Below are 17,993 nucleotides of genomic sequence, written 5' to 3'. Positions count from 1 at the left end.
GCCCCGCACGAACAGGACGGAACATGCTGAACATCGACAATCTCCACGCCGAAATCGACGGCAAGGAAATTCTGAAGGGCCTGTCGCTCACCGTGAATGCGGGCGAGGTCCATGCGATCATGGGGCCGAACGGCGCCGGCAAGTCGACGCTCGGCTATGTGCTGGGCGGGCGGCCCGGATACGAAGTGACCGAGGGCAGCGTGACCTTTGCCGGCGAAGACCTGCTGGAGATGGAGGCCGACGCCCGTGCCGCCGCCGGCCTGTTCCTCGGCTTCCAATATCCGGTCGAGATCCCCGGCGTGTCGAACGTCCAGTTCCTGCGCGAGAGCCTGAACAGCCAGCGCCGCGCGCGTGACGAAAAGCCGCTGTCGGGCGCCGAGTTCCTGAAGCTCGCCCGCGCGCAGGCCGACGCGCTTGGCATGGACATGGACATGATGAAGCGTCCGGTGAATGTTGGCTTTTCGGGCGGCGAGAAGAAGCGCAACGAGATGGTGCAGATGGGTATTCTCGACCCGAAGTTCGCGATCCTCGACGAAACCGACAGCGGCCTCGACATTGACGCGCTGCGCATCGTCGGCGACGGCATCAACCGCATCATGCGTAGCCCCGACAAGGCGGTGATCCTTATCACCCATTATCAGCGGCTGCTCGATTATGTGCAGCCCGACTTCGTGCACGTGCTGGCCGATGGCCGCATCGTGCGCTCGGGCGGGCCGGAATTGGCGCACGAGCTGGAACGCGAAGGCTATGGAGCGGTGGCGGCGTAATGGCGGCGCTTCCTACCAACTCGCAAGAGGCGTTCCGCTGGACAGACCTTGCCGCGCTGACCGCCGCCGCCGCTTCGTCGCGGAGCGAAGCGGCGAGTGCGGACGGCTATTGGCTCGACCTTGCCGGTCCGCGCCTGTTGTTCGTCGACGGCGTCTATGCACCCGATCACAGCAGCCCCGGCCATGTCGCGCTCTCTCCGCTGACACTCGACACCGCGCATCCGCTGGGCGTGCAGGCATCGGGCGCGGCGGGCTGGTCGATCGACCTGTCGGCGGCGGAGATCGTCGATCCGGTGCAGATCGTCCATATCGCGACCGGTGCCGAGAATCATCTGCCGGCGCGGCTGACGCTCGATGAGGATGCTGTCGCGTCGGTCGTCGAGACCTATGTCGGCAGCGGCTGGACCAACCGCCTGACGCAGATCGACCTTGAACGCGGTGCACGGCTGATACGCAGCGTCCGCCTGCTCCAGTCGGACGGCTTCGTGTCGATCCGTGACGAAGCGGTGGTGGGCGAAGCCGCCAGCCTCGTCACCCAGTTCCTCGGCGCCGGTGGCATGGGCAGCCGCATCGACGCGCAGCTGACGCTAGACGGCGATGCAGCGTTCGTCGACTATGGCGGCGCGCTGCTGACCCGCGATCAGCAACGGCAGGAATGCGCCGTCGCCGTCCGCCACGCCGCGCTCAACGGCTCCAGCCGCCAGACCTGGCGCGCAGTCGCCGCCGATCGCAGCCAGGCGAGCCTCGCCGCCCGTGTCGAAGTGGCGCGGGGCGCGCAGAAGACCGATGGCGAACAGTCGCTGCGCGGCCTGCTGTTGCAGCGGACGGCGACGGTGAATCTGAAACCCGAGCTCGAAATCTTTGCCGACGACGTGAAGTGCGCGCACGGCGCGACGGTCGGCGAACTCGACGCCCGTGCGCTGTTCTACCTGCGCAGCCGCGGTGTGAGCGAGGCGCGGGCCAAGGCGTTGCTCACCACCGCCTTCGTCGCCGACGCGCTCGACCGGATCGGTGACGACACGGTGCGCGAAGCGTTCGCCGCCGATGCCGATGCATGGCTGGAAGCAGCACTTTGACCGGCGCGACCCCCCTCGAACGCGTCAGCGACTTTCCGGCGATCCCCGCCGGCTGGTCGTATCTCGACACTGCCGCGACCTCGCAAAAGCCGCGGGCCGTGATCGACGCGATCACCCGCGCCTATGACACGACCTATGCCACCGTGCATCGCGGCGTGTATCAGCGCTCGGCCGACATGACGCTCGCCTATGAAGCGGCACGCCGTCGCGTTGCGACCTTCCTCGGTGCCGGCGCGCCGGAAGAATGCGTGTTCGTGCGCGGCGCGACCGAGGGGATTAATCTGGTCGCACAGGGATGGGCGGAGCGCCACCTGAAGGCTGGCGACCGCATCCTCTTGTCGATGCTCGAGCATCATTCGAACATCGTGCCGTGGCAGTTGGTCGCCGAGCGGATCGGCGTGGCGATCGACGTCGTCCCGTTGACGCAGGACGGGCGGATCGATCTCGATGCGATGGCGACGATGATCCGGCCGGAGCATAAGCTGGTATCGCTGGCGCATGTGTCGAACGTGCTTGGATCGGTCCTCGACGCCCGCCGCGCCGCCGACATCGCCCATTCGGCCGGTGCAAAGCTGCTGCTCGACGGGTGTCAGGCGGTGCCGCGGATCGCGGTCGATGTCGCCGCGCTCGACTGCGACTTCTACGTCTTTTCGGGCCACAAGCTGTACGGCCCGACCGGCATCGGCGTGCTGTGGGGCCGCGCCGACCTGCTCGAGGCGATGCATCCGGTGCAGGGCGGCGGCGCGATGATCGATCGCGTGACCTTCGAACGCACCACCTATGCCCCGCCGCCCGCACGGTTCGAGGCGGGGACTCCACATATCGTCGGCGCGCTGGGCCTGCATGCCGCGATCGACTATGTCGAGAGCATCGGGCTGGACGCGATCCACGGCCATGAAGCAGCTTTGGTGACCGCGACCCGCGAAGCGCTGGGCCGGATCAACTCGGTCCGGCTGCTGGGGCCGGACGATGCCGCCGGAATCGTCAGTTTCGTGGTGGAGGGGGTGCATCCGCACGATGTCGGCACCATCTTGGACGAGGAACGCGTCGCGATCCGTGCCGGCCATCATTGCGCACAGCCGCTGATGGATGTGCTGGGCGTCACCGCCACCGCGCGGGCAAGCTTCGGCGTGTATAACGGTCGGGCCGATGTCGATGCGCTGGTGCGCGGACTGGAACGGGTAAGCAGGATTTTCGGATGAACGAGGAACGCCATTTCGAAGTCGAGGAGGTGAGCGCAGTGCCCGCGCCGCCCCGCGCGCGCGTGACCGATGCGGAGGAGGCGCCGCCGCGTCGCCGCGACTATCTCGAAGGATTTCTGGCACAAAAGCCCGAACCGCAACCGGCGGGAGAGCCGGGCGGTGATCTGTACGAAGCGGTCATCGCCTCGTTGAAGGAAATTTTCGATCCCGAGATCCCGGTCAACATCTATGATCTCGGCCTGATCTACGGCGTCGACGTCGCGGACAACGGCCATGTCGCGGTAACGATGACGCTGACCACGCCGCATTGCCCGGTCGCGGAGTCGATGCCGGCCGAGGTCGAACTGCGTGTCTCGGCGGTGCCCGGCGTCTCGACCGCCGACGTCAACCTCGTCTGGGATCCGCCATGGGACCCGCAGAAGATGTCTGACGACGCCAAGCTTGAACTGGGAATGCTGTAATGGCCACGCGCGTCCGCCCTGCCGCGATCAACCTCACCCCGAACGCCGAACGCCGCGTCGCCGATCTGATGGCGAAGGCGCCGACGGACGCGATCGGCGTCAAGCTGTCGACGCCGCGCCGCGGCTGTTCAGGGCTCGCCTATTCGGTCGATTACGTCACCGCCGCTAATCCGATGGACGAACGGATCGAAACGCCGGGCGGCACCTTCTTCGTCGATGGCGGATCGATCCTCTACCTCATCGGTTCGACGATGGACTGGGTCGAGGACGATTTCACCGCGGGCTTCGTCTTCGCCAATCCGAACGCCAAGGGCGCGTGCGGGTGCGGGGAGAGCTTTACGGTCTGATCGTCCCATTGGGGGACAGGCGTGAAGCGTATCTTGTGGGTGCTGGCCGCATGGCCGGGCGTGGCGGCGGCGCAGGACGTGCCGGAGATCGTCGTCACCGGACGCGGCCTTGCCGATGCGCCGGGCGACCGCGTCTATGACATCGTTACGATCGACCGCGACCGCATCCTGTCGTCGGCCAGCGGCCGGGTCGAGGATGTGCTGCGCGATGTGGCCGGGCTGCAGCAATTCCGCCGATCGGACTCGCGTACCGCCAACCCGACCAGCCAGGGCATTACCCTGCGCGGCCTCGGCGGCAATGCGTCGAGCCGTGCGCTGCTGCTGCTCGACGGTGTGCCGCAGGCCGATCCGTTCGGCGGCTGGGTCGCCTTTCCCGCCTATGCCACCGATCGGCTGAGCCGGGTGCGCGTCACGCGCGGCGGCGGCAGCGGCGTAGCGGGGCCGGGCGCGCTGGCCGGCACGATCGAACTCGACAGCGCCACCCCCGACGACCTGTCACCGCTCGACGGATCGCTGAGCGTCGGTAGTCGGGAGTCGCTCGATGCGCGGGGCGCCGCTGGCCTGACCCGCAACGGCGGCTTCGCGACCGTGTCCGGCGCCTATGCCCGCGGCGACGGCTTCATCCCCATCGTTGCCGGCAGCCGTGGTCCCGCCGATCGCGCCGCCCCGTATGAACAGGCCAGCGCCGCAGCTCGCGCGGTCGTACAGGTCGGCGCGGCAAGCGAGTTGCAGGCGAACGTCTCCGCCTTCACCGACCGTCGCGACCGCGGCCTCGACTTCACCGACAATCGCAGCGAGGGCGCCGACGCCAGCATCCGGCTGGTCGGGCGCGGCACCACCGGCTGGTCGCTGCTCGGCTATCTCCAGACCCGCGCCTTTGCGAGCCGCTTCGCCAGCGTCGGGGCAGGGCGCGCGACGACGGCATTGACGCTCGACCAGTATAATGTCCCCGCGACCGGCATCGGCGGCCGGGCAGAGATCGCGCCCACACTCGGCCCGGTATCGTTGCGCCTCGGCGGCGACGTCCGCGTCGTCTCCGGCGAGACGCAGGAACTTTATAGCTATGTCGCCGGTAACCCGACCCGGCGGCGGGTGGCGGGCGGACGCAACACGACCGGTGGGCTTTTCGCCGATGCCAGTCTGGTGACCGGCGATGTCGTCGTCAGCGCCGGTGGCCGGATCGATCGCTGGACGATCGGTCAGGGGCGCTTGCAGGAGGCGCTGCTGACCGGCGCGGCGCTGACCGACCAGCGTTTCGCCACTCGCAGCGGTTGGCAGCCGACCGGGCGGGCAGGGGTGGCGTGGACGCTCGATCCCGCAGTCACGCTCCGCGCGGCGGGCTATCGCGGCTGGCGGCTGCCGACGCTCAACGAACTTTATCGCCCGTTTCGGGTCGGCGCCGATGCGACCGCCGCCAATGCCGCGCTGTCGCCCGAAACCTTGTGGGGCGGGGAGGTCGGCGTCGAACTGCGTCCCGCCGCACGTACCCGCATCGCCGCGACCGGTTTCGCCAACGATCTGCGCGACGCGATCGCCAACGTCACCGTCGCCAATGGACCCGGCACCTTTCCGGGCGTCGGCTTCGTCTCGGCCGCCGGAGTTTTCCGCCGCCGTGCCAATCTCGACCATGTCCGGGTGCTCGGGGCCGAGCTCGACGCCTCGACCGGCTGGGGCGCGTGGGAAGCGCGCCTTTCCTACGCCTATACCGACGCGCGGGTCGTCGACGGTGGCGCGCTGGACGGCCTGCGCCCGGCGCAGACCCCGGCGCACAGCGGCTCGGCGACGCTTGGCTGGCGGCAGGGCGGGTGGCAGGCCGCAGCGACGCTACGCTACCTGTCCGATCAGTTTGAGGATGATGCTAACCTCCGACGGCTGGCCGCTGCGACCACGCTCGACGCCGTCGTGACCGTCCCACTGTTCCGACGGCTGTCGCTGGAGGGCAGGGCGGAGAACATTACCGACACCCGGATCGAGGCGGCGGTCGGCGGCGATGGCGTGGTCGAACGCGCATCGCCGCGCACCTTGTGGATTGGGGTCCGCTTCGGCGCGTAGCGCTTACGCGCCAGTCTGCGACGCCATGCTGCCGCGCGGCTCGACCATTGACGGGACCGGCCCGGTCGCGGGACGCAGCGCCTCACGCTCCGATTCCGGCACCGCGGCGGTCGGATCGGGGCGGAAGGCTTCGGGGGCTCGGTCGGTTGCGGTCGGATGCGGCTTGTCGAGAGCGAGATCGGGTGCGGCATGGCCTTCGCTCGGGGCCTTGCGCCTGGCGAGCAGGACGCCGAACAGCCCGATCGCGATCCCCCCCACGCCCAACGCCACGGTCCGGAGCGTCGACACCCCGGCCTTCCGCGATTTCGGCTTTTGTTTCTTATGCTTGGCCATCGATCTTACCTTTCGCTTGTCGTCCGGTCCAACGACCGGACGCCGCGCAGGTTCAATCCTGCGCCAGCGTTTCGGCCCGGCGCACGGTGGCGGCTTCACGGATCAGGCGCTGTTCGGTCGTGCGCTCCGCCCGCTCGGCCATTTCGGTCCAAGCGAGTTCGGCACGGCGGCAACGGTCGCGGACATTGTCGAGCGTCGCGGCATCGGCATTGGCGCGTTCGACGGCGGCGCGGGCGCGGTAGGCTTCGGCGGTATCGGCCAAGGGGCGGGACCTTTACGTGCTGGAGGGATGCGCGGGCGGACCGTCCGCCCGCGCAAGGCAGATCAGTCGGCGGCGGTCAGGTTCACCGCGCTCACGCGACCGCGGCGATCCTCTTCCAACTCGTATCCGACGCGCTGGTTCTGGTTCAGCGTCACCATCCCGGCGCGCTCGACCGCCGAGATATGGACGAAGGCATCGCCGCCGCCATTGTCGGGCGCGATGAAGCCATAGCCCTTGTCGATGTTAAAGAATTTGACGGTGCCAAGCGTGGCCATGCAGGTTCCTTTCGTAGAGCGGGCGGCGGAACGCCCGTCACCCGTGCCGTAGGCAGCAGGGAAAGAAGGAACTTGCCGCAAAGCAGGACACCATCGATTTGCGACTGTAGCATGAATTAAATGGGGATCGGCCCGCCCCCTTGCAAGGGAACGGACCGATCGACAGGTCTCGAGGGGAAGGATCAGCGGCAGCGCACGTTGTTGCGATCGATCGCCTGCCCACCGGCGGCACCCGCCGCACCGCCGAGCAGCGCGCCCAGCAGTCCCGACCCGCCCGGCCGCAGTGCCGTGCCCAGCACGCCGCCAGCGATCCCGCCGACGATCAGGCCGGTCGTGCCGTCGTTGCGGCGGCAATAATAGCGGCCATCCTGTCCGACATAGACCCGGTCGTTCTGCGACAGACGCCGTTCGCGATAGCGACGGTCGTCGCGATAATAGCGCGCGGCATCATAGCCGTTATAGGCGGGGTCGGGCCGGTCATAGTCGTAGCGGCCATAGCCGGCATCGGCATAGCGCGGACCGCCGCCGCCCAGACCATAGTCGGAACAGCCGGAAACCAGGGTAGCAGCGGCGACGAGGCCGAGGGTAAGCGCACGCATGTCGACAGGTCCTTCGCTTGATATCGATCAAGCCCGAATGCCGTGCGCGGGGGGTTGTTCCGTGAATCTTATGCGGTGTCGGGCTTTACCAGCGCCCGCCCGCCGCCTCGATCGCGGCCAATAGCGCACGCTTGCTCTCGGTCCGGTTGTTCCCGGCATTGCGCGGCAGCTCGGGATTGCCGAGCGCGGCGCGGCGACGCGTCAACTCACGCCCGAACGCCTCGAGCGTCATCGCCTTGACGGCGGGAGCGGAGGGTTGCGATGCCATGTTCGTTCAACGTTTCTTCGCGTATCCGGCGTTCTAGATAGTCCATGTCCGCATCGTAATAAAGGTCGAACAGTATTTCCGCCTGCCCCAGCATATCCGGGGCGCTGCCCGACGCATATTGACCCATGCGATCCGCGATCAGGTCTTCGACCGAAATGATTTCGAAATTGTCTTCGGCGCGGGAGGAAAACATTCGCACCCGGCTGCGATCGGCAGCACGGAGTCTACGATCTCGAACCCCAGCTGCAAATCGCGATACACCCAGCCGCGGGTGGCGACACCCGCACCACGCGGTCGTTCGAATCCCATCGCGACGAACACATCCTCCAACACGTCGTCACGACCGACGACGATGTCGAAATCTCCGGTAGCGATAATGCCGCCCGAATAGATTTCGACCGCCGCCCCACCGACCAATACAGGCCGGGTACAATCCCGCCGCTGCATCTCGGCGCTTACCCGCCCGAACAGTTCCAGTCCCGCGACGAAATCCTCCCGCCAAGGACCCATATTCCCTCCGCTGCCCTTACTCCGCCGCCTGCGCCCGCGCCGGATCGAGCAAGGGCCGGAGATATTTCCCCGTAAAGCTGCCCTCGACCGCCGCGACCTTTTCGGGCGTGCCTTCCGCGACCACGCGGCCGCCCTTGACGCCGCCTTCCGGCCCCATGTCCAAAATCCAGTCGGCGGTCTTGATGACGTCGAGATTATGCTCGATCACCACCACCGTATTGCCCTGCTCGACCAGCTGGTGCAGCACTTCGAGCAGCTTGCGCACGTCCTCGAAATGCAGCCCCGTCGTCGGTTCGTCGAGGATGTACAGCGTGTTGCCGGTCGCGCGCCGCGCCAGTTCCTTGGCCAGCTTCACGCGTTGCGCCTCGCCGCCCGACAGCGTCGTCGCCTGCTGCCCGACCTTCACATACCCCAGGCCGACCTCCGCCAGCATCGCCATCTTGTCGCGGATCGGCGGAACCGCCTTGAAGAACTCGACCGCGTCCTCGACGGTCATGTCGAGCACGTCGGCGATGCTCATCCCCTTGAACTTCACCTCCAGCGTCTCGCGATTATAGCGCGCGCCGTGGCACACATCGCACGTCACATAGACGTCGGGCAGGAAGTGCATCTCGATCTTCAGCACGCCATCGCCCTGGCACGCCTCGCACCGGCCGCCCTTCACATTGAAGCTGAACCGGCCGGGCTTGTAGCCGCGCGCCTGCGCCTCGGGCAGCCCGGCGAACCAGTCGCGAATCTGCGTGAAGGCACCGGTATAGGTCGCCGGGTTCGACCGCGGGGTACGGCCGATCGGCGACTGGTCAATGTCGATCACCTTGTCGAGATGCTGCAAGCCCGTAATCTTGTCATGCTTGCCCTGCACGATCCGCGCGCCGTTCAGCGTCCGCGCGGCGGCGGCATAGAGCGTGTCGATGGTGAAGCTCGACTTGCCCGACCCCGACACACCGGTGATGCAGGTAAAGGTACCGAGCGGCAGCGACGCGGTAACGCCGGTCAGGTTGTTGGCGGTGGCATTGTGCACCGTCAACTTCTTGCCATTGCCCTTGCGCCGCTTCTCGGGCAGCGGCACCATGCGCGTGCCGTTCAGATAGTCGGCGGTGATCGACCCCTTCGACTTCAAGATCTGCTTGAGCGTCCCCTTGGCAACGACCTCGCCGCCATGGACACCCGCACCCGGACCCATGTCGATGACATAGTCGGCGGTGCGGATCGCATCCTCGTCATGCTCGACGACCAGCACCGTGTTGCCGAGGTCGCGCAGGCGGCGCAGCGTCGCCAACAGCATGTCGTTGTCGCGTTGGTGCAGCCCGATCGACGGTTCGTCGAGCACGTACAGCACCCCCGACAAGCCGCTGCCGATCTGCGACGCCAGCCGGATACGCTGACTCTCACCGCCCGACAACGTGCCGCTGGTCCGGTCGAGGTTCAGGTAGTCGAGCCCGACATTGTTCAGGAATCCCAGCCGCTCGACGATCTCCTTCAGGATCGACTGGGCGATCGCCTTTTGCTGGTCATTGAAATGCTCGGGCAGCGACTGGAAGAAGGCTAGGGCGTCGACCACCGACAAGCGGGTGGCATGGGCGATGTCCTGCATCGCGACCTTCACCGCCAGCGCCTCGGGCTTCAAGCGAGCACCGTGGCAGGTCTCGCACGGCTGCGACGCCTGATATTTCGCCAATTCCTCGCGCATCCACGCGCTTTCGGTCGACAGCATCCGCCGGTTGAGATTGCCGAGCACACCCTCGAACGGCTTCTTGACGTCGTACGACTTCTTGCCGTCGATGAAGGTCAGCGTCACCGGCTTGCCGGCGGTACCGTGCAGGATCACCCGCTGCGCTTCCTCGGGCAGGTCCTTCCACGCCGCATCGAGCGAGAAGCCGTACGCCTTCGACAGCGATCCCAGCACTTGCATGTAATAGGGGGAGGGCGGGTTCGACTTCGCCCACGGCACCACCGCGCCCTTCTTGATCGACAGTTCGTGATTGGGGACGATCAGGTCCTCGTCGAACTCCAGCCGCTCGCCAAGGCCGTCGCACGCCGGGCACGCCCCCTGCGGTGCGTTGAAGCTGAACAGCCGCGGTTCGATCTCGCTGATCGTGAAGCCGCTGACCGGACAGGCGAATTTTTCGGAGAAGACGATGCGGTTGTCGGGAATGCCGGCGCCCTTCAGCTTGCCGGTCTGCGGCGCGGCCTCGGTTGCGCGGTCACCCTGTTCGCTCGGGATCGGCGGGTTGCCCGACTGCGCCTGCGCCACCGTCGTATCGACCAGATCGACATAGGCGAGGCCATCGGCCAGCTTCAACGCCGTCTCGAAACTCTCCGCCAATCGCGTTGCCGCATCGGCATTCACCACCAGCCGGTCGACGACGATCTCGACATCATGCTTGAATTTCTTGTCGAGCGCGGGCGCATCCTCGATCAGATGAACTTCGCCGTTCACCCGCACCCGCTGGAACCCGGCCTTCTGCCATTCGGCCAGTTCCTTGCGAAACTCGCCCTTGCGCCCGCGCACGACCGGCGCGAGCAGCAGCAACCGCGTTCCCTCGGGCAACGCCAACACCCTATCGACCATCTGGCTGACCGTCTGCGCGCTGATCGGCAGGCCGGTGGCAGGGGAATAGGGCACGCCGACCCGCGCCCAGAGCAGGCGCATATAGTCGTATATCTCGGTGACCGTTGCGACGGTCGATCGCGGGTTGCGGCTGGTCGTCTTCTGCTCGATCGAGATCGCCGGCGACAGCCCCTCGATATGCTCGACATTGGGCTTCTGCATCAGCTCGAGGAACTGCCGCGCATAGGCCGACAGCGACTCGACATAGCGCCGCTGCCCCTCGGCATAGATGGTATCGAAGGCGAGGGAGGACTTGCCCGAGCCCGACAGGCCGGTGATGACCGTCAGCGTATCGCGCGGGATGTCGATATCGACACCCTTGAGGTTATGCTCCCGCGCGCCGCGGACGGAGATATGGGTCAGGCTCATGCGGTCCGTTCTATCTTCGTTCTTATGGATTTACCAGCGGGTGACATGGGGGTGGCCGCCCGTGGTTTCGAGGGGGTCTTGCCGCGCCAGTTAAGCGAGCGGCGGTTCAACTCGCCCAGGTCGACCGTTCCCGCGATCGCCGCTTCGCCCAGCGCGACCGCACGCACCAGCGCCGCCGGATCGGCATGGACATAGGCCGGACGCCCGGCGACATGATCGTACCACACCCCGCCGAACGCATTGTCGAGCAGGATGCGCTGGAAACAATGGTCGGCGCGTACCGGCCAGCCGCGCGCGACCGCCAGCCCCGGCAACTCGCGCCGCGTCAGGTCGAGCCAGCGCGCCTGTACCGTGTCGCGGCTCATGCCGGCAGGTCGACCGAGATGCGCCGCCAGCGCGCCTCGACGAAGCTGTAGATGCCGAACGCGACGAAGCCCAGTCCGGTTGCGGTCAGCAACCACCGTCCGCCCGTCTGGTTCTGCAACACCGCCAGCGCATGCGCCATGCCGCCGACCTCATCGGCATCGGCCGCCCAAGCCGCGCTGACGAAAAATAGCGCGATCAGCGCGAACACCAGCGCGCGTGCGCCATATCCCACGCGACCGATGGTGCAGACATGGTCGGGCACCGGCGTGTCACGCCCAAGCTCGCGGGCGAAGCTGCCATCCCATGCCTTTTTCGCCTGTTGCGCCGCCGCGCCGATCAGCCCTGCCGCCACCAGCGCCACCAACATCCGCCCCATCGGCTGGTCGAGCAGCCATGCGGTCCAGTCGCGCGTGCTTTCCTCGCCACCGACCCGCCCGCCGGCTTGGCGGGCATGGACCGCCAGTTTCGCTGCGGTCCAGGCGAGGATGACATGGGCGATGCCGCTGACGGCATGGCCGGCGCGCTTGAACGCGCCCTTCGCGGTCGTGCCCTGCGCCTCGGGATCGGTGATCGCCTCGGCCAGCCGCCACAGCGCATAGCCGGCAAGGCCTGCCGCCATCGCCGCCAGGATCCATTCGCCGAACGGCTCATCGGCCAGACTGGCGATCGCCCCCTGATTGTCGCCGACCTTGCCCCCGCGCAGCGCCGCATCGACCGCGAACCATCCGACCAGGCAATAGACGACCCCGCGCGCCGCAAAACCCAGCCGGGCAAGGAGCGTGGCGCCATAGCGGGTGGTCATCGCACGCAAGCCTTTCGAATCGTTTCGCGCAGCCAACCATTTGCGGAGGGCTGCGGTTCCGAACGCACCGACGCTTGCGGTTTGGCGAGGGCGCTGTCAGCTTCTGGCTGGGAAATGGGGGAGATTACGATGCGACTGTTGCTGTCGGCTGCGCTGTTGTTCGGGCCGTCAAGCGCGACACCGCCGCCATTGGCCCCGGCCAGCCGTTGGACGGTCGAATATGCCGAAAAAATGTGCGTCGTCGCTCGCGGCTATGGTGATCCCGCGCATCCGGTCGTCATCGCATTCAAGCCCACGCCGTTCGGCGAATTCATGCAGTCGGTAATCCTCGGTAGCCGTGCGCAACTCGGCAAGGAGGGGTGGTTCGATCTGACGTTGGAGGCGCCCGGACGTACCTTTGATAAGAAGCAGACCGGAACCCGAGTCTATTTTCCGGAAGGCGATAAGGCGGTACTGACCTTTTACATCAGCCGTGCTGAATTCGAAGGGCTGGTCGATGCGCCGACCTTTACCGTGCGTCCGAAGAACGGGCCGGTCGTCTCCGTCGCGCTGGCGATGAGTAAGGCGCTGCTTCCGGCACTTAAAAAATGTGAAGTCGATCTGATGGAACAGTTCGGATATGATCCGGCAAAAGTTGCCGCGGTGGTGACTCGCGCGGAAGGCGAACGTCCGGCCGAATGGATTAATCAGGACGACTATCCGGCATCCTCGCTGTCGAAGCATGAGCAGGGCGCAGTGGTGATTGCTTGGACTATCGCTGCCAACGCTCGCGTAACCGATTGCAAAGTAATTGAATCATCTGGATCGAACGATCTCGACAAGGCCGCTTGCGGCGCCATTCTTCGCCGTGGCCGCTACCTTCGCCCGGCACTCGATGCTGCGGGCAAGCCGGTGGAATCCTATTCCACACGTCGCGTGATGTGGCAGCTACCGCGCGGATAGCTGTCACCGCCCGAACGGCAACAACGCCTCGTACACCCCGAGCGGCGGCTTATCCTTCACCGCCACGCCCTGCCGCAAGAGAAAGGCATGGCGGACGATCTCCGCCTGCTGTTCGATGCCGTACGCCTCGAACGGCTTTCCCGGTACGATGTCGTAGCGATAGGTGCACAGCGGATGCCGCATCAGCGGCAGCCAGTATCGCCCGCGATGCTGCGTCTGATGGATATGCATCATCTCGTGCAGGAACAGCGCGGCCAGATCGCGCCCGGCGCTCGCGAAGTCATCGCGGTACAGCGTGCCGCGTGGGTGAAAATGGATGCAGCCGGTCGGCGCCATCGCGACCTGTTTCGGCTGGAAGAACGCCCATTTCGCATTCGCCACCCGCGCCCGGTCATACTCGATCGTGTCGCCGAACATCGTCCGGGCAAGCTCGACTTCGGCAGGGGTGAGGGGGCGTTTCATCGCGGCGCCGGATCGCCTGCGCCGACCAGTTTTGCGTCGACCGTCACCTTTGACCCGTCACCGAAGGCGAAGGTCAACGGAATCATGCCGCCCGCGCGCAGTTCGCTCGACAGGCCGAACAACATCAGGTGCTTGCCACCCGGGCCGAACCCGACGGTCCCCTTGACCCTAACGCTGTCGAGCGGGCGCATTGCCATCATCCCGCCATGGCTTGCCATGCTTTCATGCAGTTCGATGCGTTCGACCGCCGGGCTGGCGACCCTGGTCAGCACGTCTTTTCCGCCCGACCCGCCATGAACGATCGCATAGCCCGCCGCCGGCCGTCCCGGCACCGCGGGCAGGCGCACCCACGCATCCTCGACGCTTGGCCCCTGCTGGCATCCGGCCAAAGCCACCGCCGCCATCAACGCCGCCCACCGTGTCTTCACGCCCACGCTCCTCGCCCGATACGGTTCCCTATGCCGCACATAATCTTGCGGCAAGCCGAACCCTGCCTATATCCGCCTCCGGAACGACCCGCTTGGCACCTCCCCGTGCCGGTCGGGCCACGCATTATTTCAACCCGGGGGCCAATGAGGGACCATGGCTAAAGTTATCGGTATCGATCTGGGCACGACGAACAGCTGCGTCGCGGTGATGGAGGGCGGCAGCCCCAAGGTCATCGAGAACGCCGAAGGCGCGCGGACCACGCCGTCGATCGTCGCCTTCGCCAAGGATGGCGAGCGTCTGATCGGCCAGCCGGCAAAGCGTCAGGCAGTGACCAACGGCGACAACACGATCTTCGCGGTGAAGCGCCTGATCGGCCGCCGCTTCGACGATCCGGTCACCAAGAAGGATACCGAACTGGTTCCCTACACCATCGCACGCGGGCCCAACGGCGACGCGTGGGTGAAGGCGGGCGGCGAGGAATATTCGCCGTCGCAGATCAGCGCCTTCATCCTGCAGAAGATGAAGGAAACCGCGGAATCCTATCTGGGTGAGACGGTCACCCAGGCGGTCATCACCGTCCCCGCATACTTCAACGATGCCCAGCGTCAAGCGACCAAGGACGCCGGCAAGATCGCCGGTCTCGAAGTGCTGCGCATCATCAACGAACCGACCGCGGCGGCGCTCGCCTACGGCCTCGACAAGGACAATAACAAGACCATCGCGGTCTATGACCTTGGCGGCGGCACGTTCGACATCTCGGTCCTCGAGATCGGCGACGGCGTGTTCGAGGTGAAGGCGACCAACGGCGACACTTTCCTCGGCGGCGAAGACTTCGACGCGAAGATCGTGCAGTTCCTCGCGGACGAGTTCAAGAAGGTCGAGGGCATCGACCTTACCAAGGACAAGCTGGCGCTCCAGCGCCTCAAGGAGGCCGCCGAAAAGGCGAAGATCGAGCTTAGCTCGGCGCAGACCACCGAAGTCAACCTGCCGTTCATCACGGCGGATGCGACCGGTCCGAAGCACCTCGTCAAGTCGATCAGCCGTGCCGACCTCGAACGGTTGGTCGAAGATCTGGTGAAGCGCACGCTCGAACCCTGCAAGAAGGCGCTGGCCGATGCTGGCGTACAGGCGAGCGCGATCGATGAGGTCGTGCTGGTCGGCGGCATGACCCGTATGCCGCGCGTCCGCGAAGTCGTGAAGCAGTTCTTCGGCAAGGAACCGCACACCGGCGTGAACCCCGACGAAGTCGTGGCGATCGGTGCCGCGATCCAGGCCGGCGTGCTGCAGGGCGACGTGAAGGACGTGCTGCTGCTCGACGTGACCCCGCTGTCGCTGGGTATCGAGACGCTGGGCGGCATCATGACCCGCATGATCGATCGCAACACCACCATCCCGACCAAGAAGTCGCAGGTCTATTCGACCGCCGACGACAATCAGGGTGCGGTGACGATCCGCGTGTTCCAGGGCGAGCGCGAAATGGCTGCGGACAACAAGATGCTGGGCCAGTTCGATCTGGTCGGCATCCCGCCTGCGCCGCGCGGCGTGCCGCAGATCGAGGTCACGTTCGACATCGACGCCAACGGCATCGTCAACGTGTCGGCCAAGGACAAGGGCACCGGCAAGGAACAGCAGATCCGCATCCAGGCATCGGGCGGTCTGTCGGACAGCGACATCGACCAGATGGTCCGTGACGCCGAACAGTTCGCGGAAGAGGACAAGAAGCGTCGCGCTTCGGCCGAAGCCAAGAACAATGCAGAATCGCTGATCCACACGACCGAGCGCCAGCTGGCTGACAATGGCGACAAGGTCGACGCCTCGCTCAAGTCCGAGATCGAAGCCGCCGTTGCCGAGACGAAGGCGGCGGTCGAAAGCGGCGACAGCGATCGCATGACCGAAAAGAGCCAGGCGCTGGCACAGGTCGCGATGAAGCTGGGCCAGGCGATCTACGAACAGCAGCAGCAGGCCGAAGCCTCGCCCGCTGCCGACACCGCGCAGGAGAAGAAGGCCGACGACGACGTCGTCGACGCCGAATTCTCGGAAGTCGACGACAGCCGCAAGGCGTAAACCAACGCCCCTCCCTCTCCCCCTTGGGGGAGAGGGCCGGGGAGAGGGGGTGTGTCGGGCGGTTCGTTGCGGACAGCCCCTCTCCCAAACCCTCTCCCCCTTGGGGGAGAGGGCTTTTTAATGACCACCGAAGTCGATTTCTACGAACTGCTCCAATGCGAGCGCACCGCGGACGCACAGACGATCAAGTCCGCGTATCGCAAGCTCGCGATCAAATATCACCCGGACAAGAATGCCGGCTGCAAGGATTCCGAGGCGAAGTTCAAGGCGATCAACGAAGCCTATGACTGCCTGAAGGATCCGCAGAAGCGCGCGGCGTACGACCGCTATGGCCATGCCGCCTTCCGCCAGGGTGCGGGCGGCGCCGGCGGTGGTGCGCAGGATTTCAACGGTTTCTCCGACATCTTCGAAAGCGTGTTCGGCGAATTCATGGGCGGTGGCCGCCAGGGTGGTCGCGCCGGCCCACGTCGCGGCGCCGACCTGCGCTACGACATGGAAGTCACGCTCGAAGAGGCGTTTCACGGCAAGAGCACGCAGATCACCGTCGACGTCTCGACCAGCTGCGCCCCGTGCGGCGGCAGCGGCGCGTCGCCGGGGACCAAGGCGCGGACGTGCCAGACCTGCGCCGGCCACGGCAAGGTCCGCGCGCAACAGGGGTTCTTCGTCGTCGAACGCGCCTGCCCGACCTGCCACGGCGCCGGACAGGTGATCGCCGATCCTTGCCCCGTTTGCCACGGCGAAGGCCGGGTCGAACAGACCAAGACGCTCGAGGTCAACGTGCCGCCCGGCGTCGACGAAGGCACCCGCATCCGGCTGTCGGGCGAGGGCGAGGCGGGGGCACGTGGCGCGCCGGCTGGTGACCTCTACATCTTTCTTCACGTCAAACGCCATCCGCTGTTCGAACGCGAAGGGACCGCGCTCCACGCGCGCGCGCCGATCAGCTTCACGACGGCGGCGCTGGGCGGGATGATCGAGATTCCCGGTCTCGACGGACAGAAGCACAACATCCGCATCCCGGCGGGTATCCAGTCGGGCAAGGAACTGCGCCAGCGCGGTGCGGGCATGCCGGTGTTGCAGGGGCGCGGCCATGGCGACATGGTCATCCATATTGAGGTCGAGACCCCGACCCGCCTCTCGGCCCGGCAGAAGGAATTGCTCGAAGCATTCCGCGAGACCGAGACCGGCGACGAATGCCCCGAATCGAGCGGTTTCTTCAGCCGCCTGAAGACCGCACTCGGTGGCTGATTGGCGTCCGGCGGTGGCGAGCGACGCCACCGCCATCGCCGCACTCGCCCGCGCCGAACTGGGCGACTATGGCGAGGCGGCCGAGCTCTACGCCGAACGCATCGCGCTTGCTCCGGCAGGTTGCTGGATGCTGGTCGACGAAGCCGACACGATCCTCGGCCACTGCATCAGCCATCCGTGGCGGCGGCGTGCGCCTCCGGCGATGCACAAGCTTCTCGGCAGCCTCCCGGCGAACCCCGACTGCTGGTACCTCCACGACGTGGTGGTCGCCCCACCCGCGCGCGGCACGAAAGCGGTCGAACGCCTGCTCCCGATCCTGTCGGGCATCGCCGCCCGCCACAACGTCGTTACCCTCGCCCTGATCGCAGTCGGCGGGGCCGATGCTTACTGGTCGCGACAGGGTTTCGTGGCCACGAACGGCGGTGCCGACGGGTTCGGCGCAGATGCGGTCTATATGGAGCGCCCGGTCGCGACCGATTGAGAACGGTCCCCCACACCCGTCGGCGCCTTTTCCCTCGCCCGGCGGGAGACCACAACCGCCCCCGCCGGAC

At 66.4% G+C, this 17,993-nt stretch carries 21 protein-coding genes; 10 read left to right on the top strand and 11 right to left on the bottom strand.

Annotation, left to right across the window (positions count from 1 at the left end):
* Positions 1-23 precede the first annotated feature (23 nt).
* Genes sufC through ACTHQV_RS09000 form a run of 6 tightly spaced genes read left to right on the top strand, consistent with a single transcriptional unit; the run spans position 24 to position 5,905 of the window.
* Positions 24-767, top strand: coding sequence for a Fe-S cluster assembly ATPase SufC (gene sufC / locus ACTHQV_RS09025; RefSeq protein WP_440489721.1), 744 nt, complete (start codon positions 24-26; stop codon positions 765-767).
* Positions 767-1,843, top strand: a complete 1,077-nt coding sequence (locus tag ACTHQV_RS09020) for a SufD family Fe-S cluster assembly protein (protein WP_440489719.1) — start codon at positions 767-769, stop codon at positions 1,841-1,843. Before sufC ends, ACTHQV_RS09020 begins: the two co-directional genes overlap by 1 nt.
* Complete coding sequence (locus tag ACTHQV_RS09015) at positions 1,822-3,045, top strand: cysteine desulfurase (RefSeq protein ID WP_440489717.1); 1,224 nt, start codon at positions 1,822-1,824, stop codon at positions 3,043-3,045. The genes ACTHQV_RS09020 and ACTHQV_RS09015 overlap by 22 nt, the downstream gene beginning before the upstream one ends.
* A complete protein-coding gene (locus ACTHQV_RS09010; RefSeq protein WP_440489715.1) occupies positions 3,042-3,506 on the top strand; it encodes an SUF system Fe-S cluster assembly protein in 465 nt (154 codons plus the stop codon). Before ACTHQV_RS09015 ends, ACTHQV_RS09010 begins: the two co-directional genes overlap by 4 nt.
* Entirely contained in the window at positions 3,506-3,853 is a 348-nt protein-coding gene (locus tag ACTHQV_RS09005; protein ID WP_440489714.1) for a HesB/IscA family protein, read from the top strand. The genes ACTHQV_RS09010 and ACTHQV_RS09005 overlap by 1 nt, the downstream gene beginning before the upstream one ends.
* A gap of 21 nt (positions 3,854-3,874) precedes the next feature.
* Positions 3,875-5,905, top strand: a complete 2,031-nt coding sequence (locus ACTHQV_RS09000) for a TonB-dependent receptor plug domain-containing protein (RefSeq protein ID WP_440489712.1) — start codon at positions 3,875-3,877, stop codon at positions 5,903-5,905.
* A 3-nt stretch (positions 5,906-5,908) separates the two neighbouring features.
* Here the strand turns inward: ACTHQV_RS09000 and ACTHQV_RS08995 are convergent, their stop codons facing one another.
* The 9 genes from ACTHQV_RS08995 to ACTHQV_RS08955 form a co-directional block, all read right to left on the bottom strand.
* Positions 5,909-6,193 (bottom strand): hypothetical protein, encoded by a 285-nt coding sequence (locus ACTHQV_RS08995; RefSeq protein ID WP_440489711.1) that lies wholly within the window; start codon positions 6,191-6,193, stop codon positions 5,909-5,911.
* 97 nt (positions 6,194-6,290) lie between these two features.
* The gene (locus ACTHQV_RS08990) at positions 6,291-6,500 is read right to left on the bottom strand and encodes a hypothetical protein (RefSeq protein ID WP_440489710.1); all 210 of its coding nucleotides are present in this window, start codon (positions 6,498-6,500) and stop codon (positions 6,291-6,293) included.
* A 62-nt stretch (positions 6,501-6,562) separates the two neighbouring features.
* The gene (locus tag ACTHQV_RS08985; RefSeq protein WP_242194904.1) at positions 6,563-6,775 is read right to left on the bottom strand and encodes a cold-shock protein; all 213 of its coding nucleotides are present in this window, start codon (positions 6,773-6,775) and stop codon (positions 6,563-6,565) included.
* Positions 6,776-6,957: 182 nt separating this feature from the next.
* Positions 6,958-7,374, bottom strand: coding sequence for a hypothetical protein (locus ACTHQV_RS08980; RefSeq protein WP_440489708.1), 417 nt, complete (start codon positions 7,372-7,374; stop codon positions 6,958-6,960).
* Between the two features lie 85 nt (positions 7,375-7,459).
* Positions 7,460-7,642 (bottom strand): hypothetical protein, encoded by a 183-nt coding sequence (locus tag ACTHQV_RS08975; protein WP_440489707.1) that lies wholly within the window; start codon positions 7,640-7,642, stop codon positions 7,460-7,462.
* Positions 7,643-7,780: 138 nt separating this feature from the next.
* The gene (locus ACTHQV_RS08970) at positions 7,781-8,152 is read right to left on the bottom strand and encodes a hypothetical protein (protein WP_440489705.1); all 372 of its coding nucleotides are present in this window, start codon (positions 8,150-8,152) and stop codon (positions 7,781-7,783) included.
* 16 nt (positions 8,153-8,168) lie between these two features.
* A complete protein-coding gene (gene uvrA, locus ACTHQV_RS08965; RefSeq protein ID WP_440489704.1) occupies positions 8,169-11,132 on the bottom strand; it encodes an excinuclease ABC subunit UvrA in 2,964 nt (987 codons plus the stop codon).
* The gene (locus ACTHQV_RS08960) at positions 11,129-11,497 is read right to left on the bottom strand and encodes a GCN5-related N-acetyltransferase (RefSeq protein ID WP_440489702.1); all 369 of its coding nucleotides are present in this window, start codon (positions 11,495-11,497) and stop codon (positions 11,129-11,131) included. The genes uvrA and ACTHQV_RS08960 overlap by 4 nt, the downstream gene beginning before the upstream one ends.
* On the bottom strand, positions 11,494-12,300 hold the full coding sequence (locus ACTHQV_RS08955) for a DUF1206 domain-containing protein (protein ID WP_440489701.1): 807 nt from the start codon (positions 12,298-12,300) through the stop codon (positions 11,494-11,496). The genes ACTHQV_RS08960 and ACTHQV_RS08955 overlap by 4 nt, the downstream gene beginning before the upstream one ends.
* 129 nt (positions 12,301-12,429) lie before the next feature.
* Between ACTHQV_RS08955 and ACTHQV_RS08950 the strand changes: the two genes are divergently transcribed.
* Complete coding sequence (locus ACTHQV_RS08950; protein ID WP_440489699.1) at positions 12,430-13,242, top strand: energy transducer TonB; 813 nt, start codon at positions 12,430-12,432, stop codon at positions 13,240-13,242.
* A gap of 3 nt (positions 13,243-13,245) precedes the next feature.
* On the opposite strand, the gene ACTHQV_RS08945 is transcribed toward ACTHQV_RS08950, so the two are convergent.
* On the bottom strand, positions 13,246-13,704 hold the full coding sequence (locus ACTHQV_RS08945; protein WP_440489697.1) for a vgr related protein: 459 nt from the start codon (positions 13,702-13,704) through the stop codon (positions 13,246-13,248).
* Positions 13,701-14,132: a copper chaperone PCu(A)C gene (locus ACTHQV_RS08940; protein ID WP_440489696.1), complete on the bottom strand. Its 432-nt coding sequence runs from the start codon at positions 14,130-14,132 to the stop codon at positions 13,701-13,703. Before ACTHQV_RS08940 ends, ACTHQV_RS08945 begins: the two co-directional genes overlap by 4 nt.
* A gap of 154 nt (positions 14,133-14,286) precedes the next feature.
* On the opposite strand from ACTHQV_RS08940, the gene dnaK reads away from it, so the two are divergent.
* From dnaK to ACTHQV_RS08925, 3 genes are all read left to right on the top strand, one after another.
* Positions 14,287-16,197, top strand: a complete 1,911-nt coding sequence (gene dnaK, locus ACTHQV_RS08935; RefSeq protein ID WP_440489695.1) for a molecular chaperone DnaK — start codon at positions 14,287-14,289, stop codon at positions 16,195-16,197.
* Positions 16,198-16,317: 120 nt separating this feature from the next.
* Positions 16,318-17,442, top strand: a complete 1,125-nt coding sequence (gene dnaJ / locus ACTHQV_RS08930) for a molecular chaperone DnaJ (protein ID WP_440489694.1) — start codon at positions 16,318-16,320, stop codon at positions 17,440-17,442.
* A complete protein-coding gene (locus tag ACTHQV_RS08925) occupies positions 17,435-17,923 on the top strand; it encodes a GNAT family N-acetyltransferase (protein WP_440489693.1) in 489 nt (162 codons plus the stop codon). Before dnaJ ends, ACTHQV_RS08925 begins: the two co-directional genes overlap by 8 nt.
* The last annotated feature ends 70 nt before the right edge of the window (positions 17,924-17,993 follow it).

The sequence above is a fragment of the Sphingomonas sp. SAFR-052 genome, assembly GCF_051965015.1.
GTDB lineage: Bacteria > Pseudomonadota > Alphaproteobacteria > Sphingomonadales > Sphingomonadaceae > Sphingomonas.
Note: the sequence above shows the minus strand (reverse complement) of the source record. Positions and strands in the feature narration are given on the sequence as shown.